We start from the raw sequence: 17,709 nt of genomic DNA on the forward strand, positions 1-17,709 counted from the left end.
GCTTCGACGGGCTGGCGACCGCGATCGGCTATTCGCCGGGCGCCGCCAGGTCCTCCATGATCTTGTCCATCACCTGAGTCCAGTGGGTCAGCATCCGCTCACGCTCCGCTGCGTCCGCAAGGCGCTCCTGGTGGATGCCGATGGTCGTTCCGGATGCCGCGGGACGGACGCTGATCTGGAGCGTGGAATCGTGCCGCCAGTCCGTCGGCCGCCAGGTGATCCGCAGCTTCTGCCCCTCCGTGAAACCGCGAATCTCGCCCTCGACGCCGTCCGCCGTGGTGTACCGGTCGCCCGTGTTCGTGCCGAGCTCGGCATGGCCGAGCCAGCGGCGGCGACCCGGCCCGATGAGGTAATCCCAGACGTCCTGGGAGGGGAGCGGAACGGTGCGGCGGACGCCGAGCTCCCAGCCGGCGTCCTTGGTGAGGCCTGTCGGTGTCATGCTCCAGTTCTACGCCCGGTGCCTGACATCGCCCCCCGAAATGCGCGGTCGGCTGCACGAATCTGCGGTTCAGCCCTTCAGCGCCTCGCTCAGCTTCACCCGGGGCCCCGTCCGGAGCAGTGAGTTCTCGTAGATCCGCGCACCCGCGATCACGACCGCCGCGGTCGTCACGACGATGATCGCGAGGGAGAGGATCGGCTCCCACCACTGCGCCTCACCGAGGAAGATCCGCATGGGCATCCCGACCGGTGCCGAGAACGGCACGTAGGACATGATCGTCAGCACCAGGTCGTTGTCGTTGAAGAAGATCACCAGGAAGTACGGGATCATCACGAGCATCGTCACCGGGGTGGTGACCGAGCCCACGTCCTCCTGCCGGGACACGAGCGCGGAGCTCGCGGCGAACAGCGCGGCCAGCAGCAGGAACCCGATGCCGAAGAACCCGATGAACCACAGCACGCTCGGGCCGAGCGAGCCGACGAGGTTTTGCTGGCCGGTGAGTGCCAGGGCGAGGGTCGCGGCGATCGCGGTGAGCACGATCTGCCCGAGTGCGAGTGCGCTGTTCCCGATCACCTTGCCGGCGAGCAGGGCGCGCGCCGGGATCGCGGACATCAGGATCTCCACCACGCGCGTCTGCTTCTCCTCGACGACGCTCTGCGAGATCGTCGCACCGAACGTGATCGCGGAGCTGAAGAACACCAGTCCGAAGCCCAGCGCGACGAAGTAGATGAGCATGTCGCTCTGGTCCGCGGGATCGAGCAGCTCCACCTCCGGACGCACGCTGAGCAGCTGCACCAGGCCGCTCGGTGCCGACTCGAGGGCGACGAGCCGATAGCCGAGCTCGTCCTCGGTGGGCAGGATCGCCGCCTCGACGTCGCCGTTCCGGACGAGCTCCTCGGCTTCTTCGGCGGACCCCGCCGAGGTGACGTCGAGACCGTCCACCCCCGCGACGATCGACGCGGTGCCGCTCACGGTGGCGACCTTCGGATCGCCGGCGTTCTGCGCGACCAGTTGCCCGATCACGATGGAGCCGATGATGAGCACCAGCAGGAACAGTGCGGAGAAGAGGAACGCCTTGCTGCGCAGCTTCGTGATGATCTCGCGTTCGGCGACGAGGGTCGCGCTCTGCCAGAACGTCGGCGCGGTCGTGCCCGAGACGGTGCGGGGACGCGTGTTCGCGGTCACTTGACCACCTCCTTGAAGATCTCCGTGAGGGTGGGACGGTAGGGGGAGAAGGAGCGGACGGCGCCGCGGGAGAGGGCGTCACGGAGCACGTCCTGGGCGGTGGCCTCGTCCGCCTCGAAGCGGGCCCAGCCGCCGTCGAATTCGCGGACGGCGATGCCGGGCCGGGAGCGCAGCCAGGCGGCGTCGCCCGGGGTCTCCAGGTCCCACGCCAGCGTGGAGTGCGAGGTGCGCAGCCGCTCCTTGGGCCCCTTCGCCCTGATGCGGCCATCCGCGATGACGACGAGGTCGTCGCACAGTCGCTCGACGAGTTCCAGCTGGTGGCTGGAGAACAGCACGGGCACTCCCTGCGCGGCGCGCTCCTGCAGCACGCCGACGACCACCTCGACGGCCAGGGGGTCGAGCCCGGAGAACGGCTCGTCGAGGATGAGCACCTCGGGGTCGTGCACCAGGGCGGCGGCGATCTGCGCCCGCTGCTGGTTGCCGAGCGACAGGCTCTCGACCGTGTCGTTCGCGCGTGGTCCGAGCTCCAGCCGGTCGAGCAGCTCGGTCGTGGCGGCGTTCGCCGCGGATCCGCTCATCCCGCGCAGGCGCCCCAGATAGGCCACCTGCTCCGCCACCTTCATCTTCGGATAGAGCCCGCGCTCCTCCGGCATGTAGCCGAAGCGGCGGCGATCGTCGCTGCGCACCGGTGCGCCGTTCAGCCGCACGTCCCCGGAGTCCGCGCTGAGCACGCCGAGGATGATGCGCATGGTGGTCGTCTTTCCCGCGCCGTTGCCGCCGACGAAGCCGGTGAGCCGGCCTGCGGCGATGTCGAACGACACGTTCTCGATCGCGGTGCGCTCGCCGTAGCGTTTCGTCACCGAGTCGATGCTGATCATCGAGGCCCTTCCTTTCGCGGTTCCCTCAACGGTAAGAAGCGGCGGGCGGGTCGCACATCGCCCGCCGGGCTGAACGCGTGCTCCCCCGCGCGGCGGAGCAGCTTCGGATCCGGTCAGCGGCGAGCTCAGCCGGGCATGAGCCCGCGCTCGTGCGCGTACACGACGGCGTGGATGCGATCCCGCAACCCGAGCTTCAGCAGCACCTTCGACACGTGCGTCTTCACGGTCGCCTCGCCGAGGAAGAGCGCTCTGGCGATCTCGGCGTTCGTCATCCCCTTGGCGACGAGGCCGAGCACCTCGCGCTCGCGCTCGGTGAGCGAGTCGACGGCGGGATCCGGCACGGCAACCCTCCCGGAGGCGAACCGCTGGATCACCCGCCGGGTGACGTCCGGTGCGAGCAGCGCATCGCCGGCCGCGACCGTCTGCACGGCCTCGATGAGCTTCTCCGGGGAGGCGTTCTTCAGCAGGAACCCGCTGGCGCCCGCCCGCAGCGCCTCGAAGAGGTAGTCGTCGCGGTCGAATGTGGTGAGGATGAGCACCGCTGTGCGGGATCCGAGCGCTGCGATCCGCCGAGCGGCTTCCAGCCCGTCGACGTCGGGCATCTGGACGTCGAGGCAGATCACGTCGGGTTCGAGCTCCGCGACGAGCCGCACCGCGTCGTCGCCGGTGCGCGCCTCGCCGACGACGGTCATGCCCGGCTCGGACTCCAGGATGACCTTCAGGCCGCCCCGCATGAGGTCCTGGTCGTCGGCGAGCACGACGCGGGTCATGTTGTCCCTCCAACGGGCACGGCGGCCCTCACGACGAAGCCGCCCCGCGCCCGCGTTCCGGTATGCAGCGTGCCGCCGACGGCGGCCATCCGCTCACGCATTCCGACGAGACCGAGATTCGAACCCTGCGCCGGCTCATCGGGACGGCCGCCGGTGTCGGTCACCTCGAGCTCGATAGTCTCGTCGAGGAACCGCAGCCGCACATCGATCGTCGTGTCCCGTCCGGCGTGCTTGAGGCTGTTCGTGATCGCCTCCTGGGCCACCCGGTAGAGGGCTGATGCGACGGTCGCCGGGGTCGGCCGCGGGTCGCCGATGCTGCTGAACGAGATCGACCTCCCCGAGCTCCCCGCCTCATCGACGAGCTCCGGCAGACGCTCCAGCCCCTCCGTGCTCGGCGCTGAAGCAGGCTGCTCGAGCGGGCCGGAGCGGAGCGTGCCGAGCATGCGCTGGAGCTCGTCCACCGCCTGCCGCGCGCTCGCCTCGACTGCGACCAGGGAACGCTCGGCCCCATCCGGATCGGCACGCAGCACCCGGCGGGCGGCCCCCGCCTGCACCCCCATGACGGCGACGTGGTGGGCGACGACGTCGTGCAGCTCGCGGGCGATGCGGATCCGCTCCAGCACGACCGCCTGCTCGGCGAGGGCTGCACGCTGCTCCGCCAGCTCCGCGTTGCGGTGCTCGAGCTCGGCGCGGTCGCGGGCCGAGGCCCACGCGCGATCGCCGAAGAAGTACGCGGCGCCGAAGTAAAGCAGGTTGATGAGCACGTTGATGAGGCTCAGTGCGACCGCTGACTGGATCGGGGCGTCACCGGGAATGAGCTCATCGAGCAGCTCCGGGTTGGCGAACCGGATGCCGAGGTCGAGGAACAGCCAGAGGAACATCGCGAGGATGATTCCGCCGCGGACCAGCATGGCGCGTCCGCGGTGCCGCGCCCACGCGCCGGCCGAGTAGATCGCCACGAAGAGATTGATGCTGCCGAAGAGCAGTTCCGGCACCCGCGCGATCATGCCCAGCATGAATGCGGCCGCAATGATCACCGCGACGAGCAGCGGGGACCGGCGGCGGAAGGCCAGCGGGGCCGTGCTGAACACGACGAAGGAAACGCTCGCCCACCAGGGCGCCGGACGCTCGTAGACCTCGCCGATGGTGTAGAGCGTCAGACTCAGCGCGGTGCCGAGCGCCAGCGCTCCCGCGAGGAGGACATCCCGGCGGAGCTGCTCAGGGTCAGGGCGCGGTCGAGCCCAGTCGGCGTCGAAGGTCTGCCCCGTCATGCGACCACGGTAGCCGCTCCGCCCTTCTGGGCCATCCCCCGCCGGGGGGAGTGCACCTCCGCCACCAGGTGGAGCATGCCGATCCCCGAGCCGGCTACCGCAGCCGCCGTGGCGCCAGCACGTGGAGCAGCGGCAGCGCCGCGGCGCCCATCAACACCCAGCTGAGCACTTCATCGGCCGGGCGGAGGAGCGCGCCGGCGAGCAGGAGCACCGAGAACAGCACCGCCGATGTGGCGCGGCGCACACTGCCATCGAGCACACGCAGGCGCTGCTCGACCTCGGGGGCGCGGACGGCGAGCTCGCCGCGGTCGAGGCGCGTGGCGAGCGCATCCACTCGCTGAGGCAGGCGGGCGAGCGCGGATCCGATGGTGACCGCCTCGCGGCCGAGCATGCGCAGGGCGCCCGCGCCGCCGCCGCCCAGCAGCGTGCGGGCGAAGGGGTCGACGGCGTCCCACATGTTGAAGTCGCGGTTGAGGGCGCTCGTAACGCCCGAGAGGAGCGAGATGGTGCGGATCAGCAGCAGGAAGTTCTCGGGAAGCTGGAACGGGAGGGTGCGGACGACCTCGCTGAACTGCGTGGCGAACGCCTGCAACTCCCGTGGGTCGAGGCGCATCAGCTCTCCGACGCCCATGCCGCCGAAGCGGTCGAACATCGCGGTCATCGCGCGCTCGACCTCGACCGTGTCGGCCGAAGGAAGCAGCACGCCCAGGCGCTGGATCGACACCACCAGGGCGCGGGCGTCGCGCGCGACGACGGAGAAGATGAACTGCTGGAGCCCTTCACGCAGTTCGTCGGTGATCTCGCCCATCATGCCGAAGTCGATGAAGGTGAGGCCGAAGTCGCCCGGGCCGCCCGACGGACCGGGCGTGATGAAGATGTTGCCCGGATGGGGGTCGGCGTGGAAGAACCCGGCGACGAAGATCTGCTCGAACGTCGCCCTCGCGAGCTCGGCCGCCACCGCCACCGGATCGATGCCGGCGGCCTGCAGCGCGGCGACGTCGGTGATCTTGATGGCGGTGACGTCGGAGAGGGTGAGCAGGCGCCGGGCGCTTCGCTCCCAGACCACGACCGGCGTGCCGACGCGCTGATCCTCGGCGAAGTCCGCGGCGAAGCGTTCGATGTTGACGGCCTCGTGAACGTAGTCGATCTCCTGCAGGCTCGTCGTGGCGAACTCTTCGACCAGCGCCGGAGCGTCGGCCCGTCGGGAGACGACTTTCACCCGCGAAAGCCAACGCGCGACCCGGCGCAGGGCGGCCAAGTCGACTTCGACGATCCGCTCGATCCCGGGTCGCAGCACCTTGACGACGACGTCGGTGAAGCCGAGGTCACCGGCGATGCCGGGCGAGAGGCGGGCTCGGTGAGCCTGGCCGAGCGAGGCCGCCGCGATCGGCGTCGGGTCGAAGAACGTGTACGCCCGATCGAGCGGAACGCCGAGCTCGCGTTCCGCCTGCTCGACGATGCGCGCGAACGGCTCAGGAGCCACCTCGTCCTGCAGCCCCTCGAGCTCGCGCGTGATCTCCGCCGGCAGCACGTCGAGTCGCGATGACAGGAACTGTCCGGCCTTGATCATGAGGCCACCGAGGTCCGTGGCGAGGGTGTGGAACCGGCGCGCGAGTCGCTGCACCCGCCGGATGCGCCCCCGAGCGGCGAACCGCGTCAGGCCGATTCGCGGCAGCACGAGCTCGAACCACCACACCTGCACGAGCGCCCGCGCCGCGAACCGCATGATGCGGCGGTAGCGCGCCCGCAGGGCATCGTCGACCTGCGGGCTGGGATCGCCGCCGGTGGACGGCACCAGGTCAGTCCTCAGCGAGGATCGCGTAGACCTTGCGGCGCGCCTCATCGAGAACCGCTGCGGTGCGCTCCTTCTGCTCGGGGGTGCCGCTCTGTGCGACCTGTGCCGCCGCCTGTGCGAGCCTGACTCCCGCTTTAGGCACGGCCGCCGAGGCGTCGAACCGGCGCTGAGGCGAGTCGCCGGACGACTCGCTCGAGGCTGCCGCTTCAGCCGCGGCTTCGCGGCCCGCGACGGTGAGCTCGTAGACGATGCGCTCTCCGTCGTGCTGGGTGCTGACGAGGCCTTCATCCGTGAGCTGCTGCAGCATCGGGTAGACCGCGCTCGCGCTCGGTATCCATGCACCGTCGCTGCGGGCCGCGATGGTCTGCATGACCTGGCGGCCGTTCTTCGGCTCCTGCGCCAGGGCGGACAAGATCGCGGCGCGGATGTTCTCGTGCGCCGACCACGTCGATGAGCGCCCGCCGGAGCGAGACGCGAAGGCGCCGCGGAGGCTTTCGACGGCGTCCCACAGATAGAAGCCTGCTGAGGATGAGGTTCGCATGAAGTGTCCCTTCGAGCCGGGGCGGGAGAGGCGCCACTCGGAGTGTCTCCGCCATGCAGACGATACGGCGGTCACCTGGACGCGCGCCAGTGCGGCGGTGCGGTGGGCGGCCTGCTCGGTCAGTCCTCGGTCGGCAGCAGCGGGATGCGGGAGCCGTTGATTTCGGCGGCCGGGCGGTCCCAGAGCCGCGCGACCGCCTCCGCCACCGCGTCCACCGGCGTCGCATCGTCGCCGAGCGACTTCACCACGAACGTCACCGCCGCCGCGGTCCCGCCCCTCCGCCATCCCGAGGCGACCGCGGCCACCCATGCTTCCGCGGCGGCCTTGAGCGCCGAATAGTTCGCATTGCCCCAGGTCGGCGACGAAGCACTGATGCTGCCCACCATCGCCAGCCTCCCGGCGTCGGAGGCGGCCAGGTCATCGTGGAACGCGAGAGTCGCGTAGCGCAGGCTGGTGACCAGCTGCGGCTCGAGCCAGTCCCACCCTTCCGGATCCGACCCGCCACGCCAGCCGCCGACAAGATGCACCAGGCCGTCGACGTGTCCGTGCTCGCCGCGCACCGCCACCCTCAACGCCCCCACCGCCTCCAGGTCGGTGAGGTCGCAGACATGACGACTGGCGGCGGCGACACCGTCCAGGCGGGTCGCGTCGCGGCCGACCGCTGCGACGGTGAACCCCTCGCGCTCCAGACGCTCGCACACGGCGCGACCGGCAGAGCCGGTCGCTCCGGTCACCACGACGACGCGGTCAGTCACGGCCGGTGATTCCCGCCGTCGACTCGATCACCGGGCCGAGCTTCTTCTGCAGCGCCTCATAGAACATCGACAGCGGGAACTCGTCGTCGAGCACCGCATCCGTCAACTCTCGCGGCGTACCGGCCAACGGCAGGTCGCGGGTCGCCCACTTCGACGCAGGATGCGGGGTGAGGGTGGAGGAGACGAGGTCGTAGGCGGCGAGCCAGTGCGCGGTCTTCGGGCGGTCGATGCTGCGCCAGTACAGGTCGCCGATCGCGTCGGAGAGAGCGATCACGACGTCCGGCACCTCGTCCCAGTCGATGGTGAGGCGGGTGTCGGTCCAGTGCAGCACGTGATGCTGGTGCAGCCAGGCGAAGAGCAGCTGCCCGCCCAGGCCGTCGTAGTTGCGCACCCGCGACCCGGTGATCGCGAACCGGAAGATGCGGTCGAAGATCACGGCGTACTGCACCAGTTGCGCGCGCTCCCGGGTGACCGGGTCGGTGCCGTCCGCGCGGGCCAGCTTCACCGCCTGCACGAACGCGGTCAGGTCGCAGCGCAGCTCCTCCAGCGAGTAGAGGAAGAACGGCATCCGCTGCTTGATCATGAACGGGTCGAACGGAAGGTCGCCGCGCATATGCGTGCGGTCGTGGATGAGGTCCCACATCACGAACGCCTGCTCGGTGAGACTCTGGTCGCCCAGCATCCGCTCGGCGTCCTCCGGCAGCTCCAGGTGGGTGATGCCGGCCGCGGCACGCACCACCCGGCGGAATCGCGCGGCCTCCCGGTCCGCGAAGATCATGCCCCAGGTGAACGGAGGGATCTGCCGCATCGCCACGGTCTCCGGGAACAGCACGGCGCTGTTGGTGTCGTAGCCGGCGGTGAAGTCGAGAAAGCGCACCGGCACGAACAGCGCGTTCGAATAGTCGCCGGCCTCCAGCGCGGCGAGGAACTCGGGCCAGATCACCTCCGTGATCACGGCCTCGACGCGGCGGTCGGTGCTGCCGTTCTGGGTGTACATCGGGAACACGATGACGTGCGCCAGAGAGTCGATCCGCGCCTCCTGCGGGGCGAACTCGACCAGTGAGTCATGGAAGTCCGGCACGGCGAAGCCGCCGTCCGACCAGCGGCGGAAGTCCTCGGCGCACGCGGTCAGGTATCCGGCGTCGTGCGGCAGAACGCCCGCGAGCACCCGGAGCGCCTCGCGGATCCGGTCTGCGAGGCCGGACGCCGACGGGTGCATCGTCTCGTCTGGGATGCTGCCGTCATTGACCTGCAGGGGGCGCAGCTCCGTGACCGCGGCCTTGAGGTCGAGCCATGCCGGGTGCGCGGCGACCGGATGCGCCGCCGGCCCGATCGCGGTCGGTCCGGGCCCAACGACTTCGAAGTTGTCGGCAAGCTGCGTCAATGGTCCTCCTTGGGCTCGATTCCGAGCCTAGAGCCGGATTCGTGCACGGGACTTGCATCCGCGCAGTGATCTGTATGCCTCTGAGTGGATCGGCGCAAGTTCTGTGCGCCGCGCCGCTGCGCCACACTTGAGAGGTGACAGGCGTGCTGCTCGGCTTCTTCGTGATCGGAGTCATGATCGCCGTCGGCTTCGTCACCGGCAGGCTGGGTGTGCTCGGCGAACATGGCCGCACCGTGCTCGCACGGCTGGTCTTCTTCGTGCTGTCGCCGTTCCTGCTCTTCACCGTGCTGGCGGAGGCCGATGTGAACCTGCTGTTCTCGTCGCTGCTTGCCGTGTCGGTGATCGCCGCCTTCGCATGCTTCCTGATCTACGGGCTCGTGTCGTCGCTCATCTGGCGACGGTCGGCCACGCAGACCGTCGTGGGATCACTGGCATCCGGGTATGTCAACGCGAACAACATCGGCATTCCCGTCTCGCTCTACGTGCTCGGGAACGCCGCGTATTCAGCACCGCTGCTGCTCCTCCAGCTGCTGGTGATCACCCCGGTCGCACTCGGCATCCTGGATGCGAGCAGCAGCGGATCGCGCTCCGTCGGCAAGGTGCTGCTGCGGATGCTGACGAATCCGATGATCGTCGGCTCGGCGCTGGGCGTGCTGCTGAGCGCGATTGGTGTCCAGCTGCCCGACGCGGTGATGGAGCCATTCCGCCTGATCGGCGCGGCCGCGATCCCGGTGATGCTCGTCTCGTTCGGCATGTCTCTCTCCGGCTCGCGACTGCTGGCACCCGGGACCGGGCGGCGAGACGTGCTGCTCGCCGTCACGCTGAAGCTCACGATCATGCCGCTCATCGCCTGGGCTGCCGGACGATTCTGGTTCGGCCTCGACGGGCAGGAGCTCTTCGTCGTCACGGTGCTGGCTGCTCTGCCTGCCGCGCAGAACGTCTTCAACTACGCGCAGCGATACGAGCGCGGCGAGATCGTCGCGCGAGACGCGGTGCTGCTCACCACGATCGGCTCCGTGCCCGCGCTGCTTCTCGTGGCGGCGCTTCTCGCTCCCTGACCCGGCTGCTGTGTCAGAAGATCATCGGCCGATCGTCGTCGCCGTCGGCCGCGTCCAGGTCCAGGTCGACGACCACCGGGACGTGATCGCTCGGCGCCGTGCCCTTGCGCTCGTTTCGGTGGATGGACGCGGCGGTGACGAGGTCGGTGAAGTCCTTCGAGCCGAGGATGAAGTCGATCCGCATCCCTTCGTTCCGCGGGAAGCGCAGCCGCTTGTAGTCCCAGTACGTGAAGCCGGTCGGAACGAAATCGCGCACGATGTCGTGGAGTCCGACGGCCTGCAGCGCTGCGAACGCCTCCCGCTCCGGGGCGGAGACGTGTGTGCTGTTGAGGAACACGCTGATATCCCACACGTCGCCGTCGAGCGGGGCGATGTTGAAGTCGCCCATTACGGCGAACGGGCGTCCCGGGTGCTCGGCGAGCCAGGTCGTGGTCGCCTCCGCCAGCCGCTCCAACCATTCCAGCTTGTAGAAGTAGTGCGGATGCCCGAGCTCGCGGCCGTTCGGCACGTACAGGCTCCACATCCGCACGCCCTCGACGGTCACGCCCATCGCGCGCGCCTCGGTGGGGAGCGAGCCGTCCGGCAGGGCCGTGCCGAAGCCGGGGACCCCGGGGAAGCCGAGCTCCACGTCCTCCATCGGCAGCCGGCTCGCGAACGCCACGCCGTTCCACTGGTTCAGGCCGTTCAGCTCCACCTCGTAGCCCGCCGCGGAGAACGACAGGTGCGGGAACTGATCGGCCGTGCACTTGATCTCCTGCATGGCCAGCACATCGACGTCCTCACGCACCAGCCAGTCGGTGACCCGATCAACCCGGGAGCGGATCGAGTTCACGTTCCAAGTCGCCACGCGCATGCCGCCACGCTACCCGAGGGGCCCGACCTCCTCGGCCCCCGGTCGGGGGGTCGGTAGGCTTGATCGGGTGACGAACGCCCGGCTCCAGCTCATCGAATTCGTGAAGGCGGAAGCCGTGTTCCACGGGGACTTCACCCTCACCAGCGGCAAGCAGGCGAGCTACTACATCGACATGCGGCGGGTCAGCCTGGACGCCCGCGTCGCCCCGCTGATCGGTCAGGTGATGGTCGATCTGATCGGCGACATCCCGGAGGTCGCGGCGGTGGGCGGGCTCACCATGGGCGCCGACCCGATCGCCGCCGCCGTGCTGCACCAGGGCGCCGCCCGGGGCAAGAGCTACGACGCGTTCGTCGTCCGCAAGGAGCCGAAGGATCACGGCCGCGGCCGTCAGGTCGAGGGTCCGGACCTCGAGGGCAAGCGGGTGATCGTGCTGGAGGACACCTCCACGACCGGCGGCTCCCCGCTCAAGGCCATCGCCGCCGTGGAGAAGGTGGGCGCCGAGGTGGCCGCCGTCGCCGTCGTCGTCGACCGTGCGACCGGCGCGCGAGAGGTGATCGAGGCGGCGGGCTACCCGTACCTGGCCGCGCTGGGGCTCGCCGACCTCGGACTGGAGCCGTGACGGACGACACCGACCGACCCCGGCGCGCCCGCCGAAGCGCCGGCGCAGGCGACCCTGCCCGGACCGAGACGTCCGCGGCCGTTCCGATCGCGGCGACCGGGGCTGCGCGGCAGGACGAGGGGCCGGCCACCGAGGCGTTCCGCTGGGACGCCCCGGCCGAGGACGACGCGACTCAGGCGTTCCGGTGGGACGTCGACGGTCCCGACACTGATCCGGCGCCCGTGGACCCGTCCCTGGACGGTGCACCATTCCCCGAGGGTCAGCCGCCGACGGAGGCGATGGCATGGGAGACCGCCGTCGTGCCGGCGGTCGCTCCCGGTGGCCCCGTGCCGCGTTCCCCCATGCCGGGGACCCGTCCCGAGACGGGACCTACAGGGATCGAAGCGCTCTTCCAGCCGGGGCAGTTCCGCGACTTCGAAACCACCGCGGTGCTGCCTCAGAAGACCCCTCCGGCGGGCGCGACCGCGGTGCGCGCCGCCCGCACCCGCCCGTCGCTCACGTCGGCGCAGCGGTCCCTGCTCTGGGCTGCGGGCATCCTGGTCGCCATCCTGGTGCTGATCGCACTGTTCGCGATCGGACGCCGCCTTCCCGCGATGTTCGCCGCCCCGCAGCCAGTGGAGACGTCGACCCCGACGCCGACACCGACGCCGACGCCGGTCGACCCCGCGGCCGGACCGGTTGCCCCGGGCGGATACGCCTGGGATGAGCTCCGCGGCGGCGAGTGCCTCGACCCGTACGAGTCGGCCTGGCAGGAGGACTACACGGTAGTCGAATGCTCCGGCCCGCACGCCGCGCAGCTGCTGGTCCGCGGCATGTTCCCGGACGAGGTGGCACCGGATGGCACGTACCCCGGCTTCGAGGAGCTCGCCGGGCAGATCAACCTGCTCTGCACGGATCCGTCGGTCATCGACTACGGCGCCGCCCGGCAGTTCGACGACATCGTCGTCGAGGGCGCGCACGCGGTGAACGCCGAGGAGTGGGACGAGGGCCACCAAGAGTACTTCTGCTTCCTCACCCGGTCGGGCGGCGATCCGCTCGAGGGCACCCTCGCCGTGCCGCCGGCAGGGTAGGCGCGCTGCGGCGCTCGGCGAGTCGGCCCGGATGGCTGCGTCCAGTGCCCGGGACCGGCCGTTCGCGCACCTCGATGCGGTCGCATCGACGCGGTCGGCTCAGTCGTCGAGGAGCTGATGCACCCCGTCGAGCACCTCGTCCGGCCGGAACGGGTACCGCTCGATCTCCGCGCGGTCACTGATGCCGGTAAGCACCAGGATGGTGTGCAGCCCGGCTTCGATGCCGGCGACGACATCGGTGTCCATCCGGTCGCCGATCATCCCGGTCTCCTCCGAGTGCGCGCCGATCTGGTTCAGCGCGGACCGGAACATCATCGGGTTCGGCTTGCCGACGACGTATGGCTCCTTGCCGGTGGCCTTCGTGATGAGCGCCGCCACGGCGCCCGTCGCCGGCATCGGTCCCTCGGCGCTGGGTCCGGTCGCATCGGGGTTCGTCGCGATGAAACGCGCGCCACGGCCGAGAAGACGGATCGCCTTGGTGATCGCCTCGAATGAGTAGTTGCGGGTCTCGCCGAGCACCACGAAGTCCGGATCGGTCTCGGTCATGATGTAGCCGGCGTCGTGGAGGGCGGTCAGGATGCCGGCCTCGCCGATCACGTAGGCGGAGCCGCCGGGCTTCTGGGACTTCAGGAAATCGGCGGTGGCGAGCGCGGATGTCCAGATCCGGTCCTCCGGCACGTCCAGCCCGGACGCGCGCAGGCGAGCGCTCAGGTCGCGAGCCGTGAAGATCGAGTTGTTCGTCAGCACGAGGAACGGTGTGCCGTCGTTCTTCCACTTCCGCAGCAGGTCGGCCGAGCCGGGGAGCGCCTCGTTCTCATGGACGAGCACGCCGTCCATATCGGTCAGCCAGGACTTGATCTCCGCACGGTTCGACACCGGGCCATCGTAGCGACCGGACGTTCCGCTCCCGGTCCGCCGGGGCCCCGCCATTCCGGCGGGCCACCCGCTGTGGAATGGTGGGTGTGTGCTGCTGGAGGACATCGTCCGGCTCCGCCGGGCCCGCGACGTGATGGACCGCGACTACGCGAAGCCGCTCGACGTCGCGGCGCTGGCCCGGGTCGCCCTGATGTCGCCCGGCCATTTCTCGCGGAGCTTCCGGGCCGCCTACGGCGAGACGCCATACGGCTATCTCCAGACGCGACGGATCGAGCGGGCGAAGGCGCTGCTGCGCCGGGGCGACCTGTCGGTGACCGAGGTGTGCTTCGCGGTGGGATGCACGTCGCTCGGGTCTTTCAGCTCCCGATTCACCGAGCTGGTCGGCGAGAGCCCGAGCGCGTACCGGGGGCGGAACCACGACGAGGTCGCCGCCATCCCGCCGTGCCTGCTGAGAAGCTCGACGCGACCGGTCAGGAATGGAGAAGCGAAGCGCGTCGCCGAGCCCATAGCGTGAATCGCATGGAAATCAAACTCTCACAGACATTCATCGCCGTCGACGACCACGACAAGGCACTCGGCTTCTACCGCGATGTCCTCGGCCTGGAGGTGCGCAACGACGTCGCCTACGAGGGGATGCGCTGGGTGACGGTCGGATCTCCGTCGCAGCCCGACGTGGCCATCGTGCTCGAACCGCCGATCGCGGATCCCAACGTCTCGGACGCCGATCGGCAGGCCGCCGCGGAACTGCTGGCCAAGGGACTCCTCCGCGGCGTCAACTTCGCCGTGGACGACGTGGATGCGACGTTCGAACGCATTCAGGCGGCGGGAGCGGATGTGCTGCAGGAGCCGATGGACCAGTTCTACGGTGTGCGGGACTGCGCCTTCCGGGATCCCGCCGGCAACGAGCTGCGGTTCGCCCAGCCGAAGGGCGCCTGAGCGACCTCAGTCCGCGTACCGGTGGAGCGGCCGATGATCGCGCTTGTGTCAGATGAGCGTGAGATTCGGCGATCATTCGACGGGAACCCGATCATCCGTGATTCGACATAACTAGGGTTACGCCATGGAACCCCTCCAGCGCGTCACCGCCCCGACGTGCGAGGTGCTCCAGGTGCTGCTGGATGCGGACGAGCCGGTCTGGGGCCTGAAGATCATGAGCGCCAGCGGGCGGCCGTCGGGCACGATCTACCCGATCCTCGACCGCCTCGAGCGTTCCGGCTGGGTGCGATCCGAGTGGGAAGCGGACGACGCGCGACCCGGGCCCCGCCGCAGGCTCTACCAGCTCACCGATGAGGGGGCCCCGGCGGCCGAGGCGCTGCTCCGTGCCAGGGCCGAATCGCCGCCCGCGCCGCGACCGAGCCGCGCGCGCACCGGGTAGCCGGTCAGGCCGGGCGAGGTCGCACCACCGTCGCCGCGGACCCGAGCCGCCGCTCCATGACGGTGACCGCCTCGGAGTTCGAGTCGACCAGCACGAACCGGCGGCCGAGCGCCTGCGCGACGGCGCCGGTGGTGCCGCTGCCGGCGAAGAAGTCCAGCACCCAGTCGCCCGGCGCACTGGACGCCTGGACAATCCGACGCAGCACGCCTTCCGGCTTCTGCGTCGCGTATCCCGTCTTCTCCTTGCCGGTGGGCGAGACGATGGTGTGCCACCAGACGTCCGTGGGGAGCTTGCCGAGCGCCGCCTTCTCCGGCGTCACCAGCCCCGGCGCCATGTACGGCTCCCGGTCCACCGCCTCCGCGTCGAAGTGATAGCCGGTCGGGTCTTTCACGTACACCAGGATCGTGTCGTGCTTCGACGGCCAGCGCGCCTTCGTGCGGGCGCCGTAGTCGTATGCCCAGATGATCTCGTTCAGGAAGCACTCGCGTCCGAACAGCGCGTCGAGCGCGACCTTGGCGTAGTGCACCTCCCGGTAGTCGAGGTGCAGGTAGAGGGTGCCGCGGGCATCGAGCAGCCGCCACGCCTCCTCGAGACGAGGCTCGAGGAACCCCCAGTAGTCGGCGAAGCGGTCGTCGTAGCGGAACAGGGCGCCCTTCACCGTCTCGTAGGTCGCGCCCTGGAACCCGGTGCGTGTGCCGCCCGCCGCGCGCTGCGTGGTGAGGCTCTGCCGCACCTGCTCCCGGCCGGTGTTGAACGGAGGGTCGAGATAGATGAGGCGGAAGGACCCGTCGGGCAGCCCCGCCGTCACGCTCACGTTGTCGCCCTCGACGACGAGGTTCGGCCCGTCGGGAGTCCAGAGCGGCGCGGTCATGCCCCGAGGTTAACAGTGGCAAAGCGGCAGTCGAGGAAAGGCGCGGTCCGTGACCAACGGGCCTTACATACGCAGCTCTCGGTCGGGATACTCATACACGAGCCAGCGCCCGGAATCGAAGGAGTTCGGGATGCCGTCCGCGACAATCCGCCATACAAATGCGGCTGTTCAATCTGGCGTGGGATCAACGGAGCGTCGAGTCTGATCCGCCGGACACGGGGCGGGGATGGCTGAACGGATGCGAGTTCCGAGAGAGAGTCCGAATTGACTGACAAGCGTCCGGCATCCCACGTCGAGCTCGTCCCGGTGGACGAGGACGTGCTGGACGAACTCGTCGTCGTCGCCACAGCGGATGCCGATCCCGACGATGTGACCCCGCCCTTGGGCGTGGGATGGACCGTGGAACGGATCGCGTGGCTGCGGAGATTCCACCGCGACCGCAGGGTGGAACTCGCGGGCGGCGACGAGGAGACGATGGCGGTCCGGGTCGACGGGCGGATCGTAGGGTCGACCCGGTTGCACCGGTTCTCGCCGGACGACCCCGATGCGCTGGAGTGCGGCTTGTGGCTCGGGCGGTCCGCGCGCGGGCAGGGATTGAGTCACGCGGTGCTCGACCTCGTGATGGCGCGCGCGGTCCGGGCGAGCGCCTCCCGCCTGATTGCGCACACAACCGCGGGCAACGCTGCGGCGCTCGCAGCGTTGCGGCATGCCGGCGCGACCTTGGAGCACTGCAGGGGCGATGCCGTGCTCGCTGTGATCGATCTCCAGGAGCGTCCCCATGAGACTGCAGCGATGAGTGCCGGTCGTGACTGATCCCCTCGCGCCAATCTTCCTCGTCGGTTCTTCCTCGCCGCCGGTTCAAAGGCCGATGAGCACCAGCGCTGCCGCGCTCAGCGCCAGTCCAAGTCCTTCGCGCAGAGTCCACCACCGCCGAGCGGCGATGGCTGCTATCACAACGGTGACCGCGGGGTAGAGAGAGGTGATGACGGCCACGACGGTGAGGTCGCCGATGCGCACGGCTGTCTGGAAGCTCGCTGTGGCCGCGCCGGCCGCCATGCCCGCCGCCATCGCGATGATGCCTGCCGCGCGTGGGGGACGACGCAGCGGCCGCACAGCCGTCAGCACCACGGCAGCCAGAACCAGCACCGAGACACCCTGACTCGCGGCGAGCGGGACAAGTCCGCCCCCGGGCGATGTCTGGCCAAGAGAGGCGAACTGCAGCCCGAACCCGGCACCGGCGGCAGCGCCGATCAGCACGCCGCGCAGGTCGCGCCGCAGATGACTTCCTCCGCTCGAGACGAGCCAGATCGCGGGCACGGCGGCGGCGAGCCCGACGATGGCAATCGGCGACAGTGTCTCGCCTGCCATCAGCCCCGCGGCGACGGGGATCGCGATCGCGACGATGCCGGAGGTGGGGGCGACCGAGGTCGCCCCGTGGTGGGCGATGCCGTGGTAGATGAGGACATTGCCCGCCGCGCTGCCGATACCCGCGACGGTCGCCCAGATCAGGTCGGCCGTACTCGGCTCGCGAGCGGCGAGGGGGAGTACGACAAGCAGCAGCGCGACGACGCACGCGAGGGACTGGCTGATCAAGGCCACGACACGGGCGTCAAGCCGCCCCGCCGCAACACCCCCGGTGAAGTCGGAGACCCCGTAGCAGAGCGCAGCAGCTGTCGCCAGCACGATCGCGAGCATCGCTGACGTCAGGACCGCGCGGTCGCGGGTGCTGCCGGACGCGGGACGGATGCCGGGCTCACCGTGACACGGCGGCTCGAAGCGCCCCGGTGACCAGTCCGTCGATGAGGAAGCAGCGTCGGTATTCGCGGCGAACGGAGGTAGTGGTCATGGCGGTGCTGATCATGCTTGCCCCCTTGGGCTTCGGCGAGCGCAGATGCAGAAAACTGGTCCCCGTACTCAGTCGGCTCGATGGGTCCTCCGGAACGTTTCCGACGCTACGGACGCAGACGGT

20 protein-coding genes are annotated in these 17,709 nt (G+C 69.8%); 7 read left to right on the forward strand and 13 right to left on the reverse strand.

From position 1 onward, the window contains the following. Positions 1–28 precede the first annotated feature (28 nt). The 9 genes from ACFFGH_RS21530 to ACFFGH_RS21570 form a co-directional block, all read right to left on the reverse strand. Entirely contained in the window at positions 29–439 is a 411-nt protein-coding gene (locus tag ACFFGH_RS21530; RefSeq protein ID WP_386672140.1) for an SRPBCC family protein, read from the reverse strand. A gap of 69 nt (positions 440–508) precedes the next feature. Then, positions 509–1,624 (reverse strand): ABC transporter permease, encoded by a 1,116-nt coding sequence (locus ACFFGH_RS21535; RefSeq protein ID WP_386672142.1) that lies wholly within the window; start codon positions 1,622–1,624, stop codon positions 509–511. Continuing rightward, positions 1,621–2,502, reverse strand: coding sequence for an ABC transporter ATP-binding protein (locus tag ACFFGH_RS21540; protein ID WP_386672144.1), 882 nt, complete (start codon positions 2,500–2,502; stop codon positions 1,621–1,623). The genes ACFFGH_RS21535 and ACFFGH_RS21540 overlap by 4 nt, the downstream gene beginning before the upstream one ends. A gap of 125 nt (positions 2,503–2,627) precedes the next feature. Further along, a complete protein-coding gene (locus ACFFGH_RS21545; RefSeq protein ID WP_386672146.1) occupies positions 2,628–3,272 on the reverse strand; it encodes a response regulator in 645 nt (214 codons plus the stop codon). After that, entirely contained in the window at positions 3,269–4,543 is a 1,275-nt protein-coding gene (locus ACFFGH_RS21550) for a sensor histidine kinase (protein WP_386672148.1), read from the reverse strand. Before ACFFGH_RS21550 ends, ACFFGH_RS21545 begins: the two co-directional genes overlap by 4 nt. Before the next feature lie 94 nt (positions 4,544–4,637). Then, a complete protein-coding gene (locus ACFFGH_RS21555; protein ID WP_386672150.1) occupies positions 4,638–6,338 on the reverse strand; it encodes an ABC1 kinase family protein in 1,701 nt (566 codons plus the stop codon). Positions 6,339–6,342: 4 nt separating this feature from the next. Then, entirely contained in the window at positions 6,343–6,879 is a 537-nt protein-coding gene (locus ACFFGH_RS21560) for a PadR family transcriptional regulator (RefSeq protein ID WP_386672152.1), read from the reverse strand. A gap of 119 nt (positions 6,880–6,998) precedes the next feature. Next, complete coding sequence (locus tag ACFFGH_RS21565) at positions 6,999–7,634, reverse strand: SDR family oxidoreductase (protein WP_386672153.1); 636 nt, start codon at positions 7,632–7,634, stop codon at positions 6,999–7,001. Next, positions 7,627–9,018 carry a DUF6421 family protein gene (locus ACFFGH_RS21570; protein ID WP_386672155.1) on the reverse strand — a complete coding sequence of 464 codons (1,392 nt, stop codon included), beginning with the start codon at positions 9,016–9,018 and terminating at the stop codon, positions 7,627–7,629. Before ACFFGH_RS21570 ends, ACFFGH_RS21565 begins: the two co-directional genes overlap by 8 nt. A gap of 134 nt (positions 9,019–9,152) precedes the next feature. On the opposite strand from ACFFGH_RS21570, the gene ACFFGH_RS21575 reads away from it, so the two are divergent. Further along, positions 9,153–10,076: an AEC family transporter gene (locus tag ACFFGH_RS21575; RefSeq protein WP_386672157.1), complete on the forward strand. Its 924-nt coding sequence runs from the start codon at positions 9,153–9,155 to the stop codon at positions 10,074–10,076. A gap of 13 nt (positions 10,077–10,089) precedes the next feature. Here the strand turns inward: ACFFGH_RS21575 and ACFFGH_RS21580 are convergent, their stop codons facing one another. Next, a complete protein-coding gene (locus tag ACFFGH_RS21580; RefSeq protein WP_386672159.1) occupies positions 10,090–10,929 on the reverse strand; it encodes an exodeoxyribonuclease III in 840 nt (279 codons plus the stop codon). Positions 10,930–10,996: 67 nt separating this feature from the next. Here ACFFGH_RS21580 and pyrE point away from each other — a divergent pair, with 67 nt between their 5' ends. Both pyrE and ACFFGH_RS21590 read left to right on the forward strand, forming a co-directional pair. After that, positions 10,997–11,548 carry an orotate phosphoribosyltransferase gene (pyrE, locus tag ACFFGH_RS21585; protein ID WP_386672161.1) on the forward strand — a complete coding sequence of 184 codons (552 nt, stop codon included), beginning with the start codon at positions 10,997–10,999 and terminating at the stop codon, positions 11,546–11,548. Continuing rightward, positions 11,545–12,618 carry a hypothetical protein gene (locus ACFFGH_RS21590; RefSeq protein WP_386672163.1) on the forward strand — a complete coding sequence of 358 codons (1,074 nt, stop codon included), beginning with the start codon at positions 11,545–11,547 and terminating at the stop codon, positions 12,616–12,618. The genes pyrE and ACFFGH_RS21590 overlap by 4 nt, the downstream gene beginning before the upstream one ends. A 99-nt stretch (positions 12,619–12,717) precedes the next feature. Here ACFFGH_RS21590 and ACFFGH_RS21595 read toward each other — a convergent pair whose 3' ends face one another. Then, a complete protein-coding gene (locus ACFFGH_RS21595) occupies positions 12,718–13,494 on the reverse strand; it encodes an HAD-IIA family hydrolase (protein ID WP_386672165.1) in 777 nt (258 codons plus the stop codon). Positions 13,495–13,582: 88 nt separating this feature from the next. On the opposite strand from ACFFGH_RS21595, the gene ACFFGH_RS21600 reads away from it, so the two are divergent. From ACFFGH_RS21600 to ACFFGH_RS21610, 3 genes are all read left to right on the forward strand, one after another. Continuing rightward, the gene (locus ACFFGH_RS21600) at positions 13,583–14,008 is read left to right on the forward strand and encodes a helix-turn-helix transcriptional regulator (protein ID WP_386672167.1); all 426 of its coding nucleotides are present in this window, start codon (positions 13,583–13,585) and stop codon (positions 14,006–14,008) included. 5 nt (positions 14,009–14,013) lie between these two features. Then, on the forward strand, positions 14,014–14,430 hold the full coding sequence (locus ACFFGH_RS21605) for a VOC family protein (protein WP_386672169.1): 417 nt from the start codon (positions 14,014–14,016) through the stop codon (positions 14,428–14,430). Between the two features lie 124 nt (positions 14,431–14,554). Beyond that, entirely contained in the window at positions 14,555–14,869 is a 315-nt protein-coding gene (locus ACFFGH_RS21610; protein WP_386672171.1) for a PadR family transcriptional regulator, read from the forward strand. A gap of 4 nt (positions 14,870–14,873) precedes the next feature. Here the strand turns inward: ACFFGH_RS21610 and ACFFGH_RS21615 are convergent, their stop codons facing one another. Further along, entirely contained in the window at positions 14,874–15,740 is an 867-nt protein-coding gene (locus tag ACFFGH_RS21615) for a DNA-methyltransferase (protein WP_386672173.1), read from the reverse strand. Between the two features lie 264 nt (positions 15,741–16,004). Between ACFFGH_RS21615 and ACFFGH_RS21620 the strand changes: the two genes are divergently transcribed. Beyond that, a complete protein-coding gene (locus tag ACFFGH_RS21620) occupies positions 16,005–16,553 on the forward strand; it encodes a GNAT family N-acetyltransferase (RefSeq protein WP_386672175.1) in 549 nt (182 codons plus the stop codon). Between the two features lie 45 nt (positions 16,554–16,598). On the opposite strand, the gene ACFFGH_RS21625 is transcribed toward ACFFGH_RS21620, so the two are convergent. Then, entirely contained in the window at positions 16,599–17,423 is an 825-nt protein-coding gene (locus ACFFGH_RS21625) for a DMT family transporter (RefSeq protein WP_386672177.1), read from the reverse strand. Positions 17,424–17,709 lie beyond the last annotated feature (286 nt).

It is taken from the genome of Lysobacter korlensis, assembly GCF_042434515.1.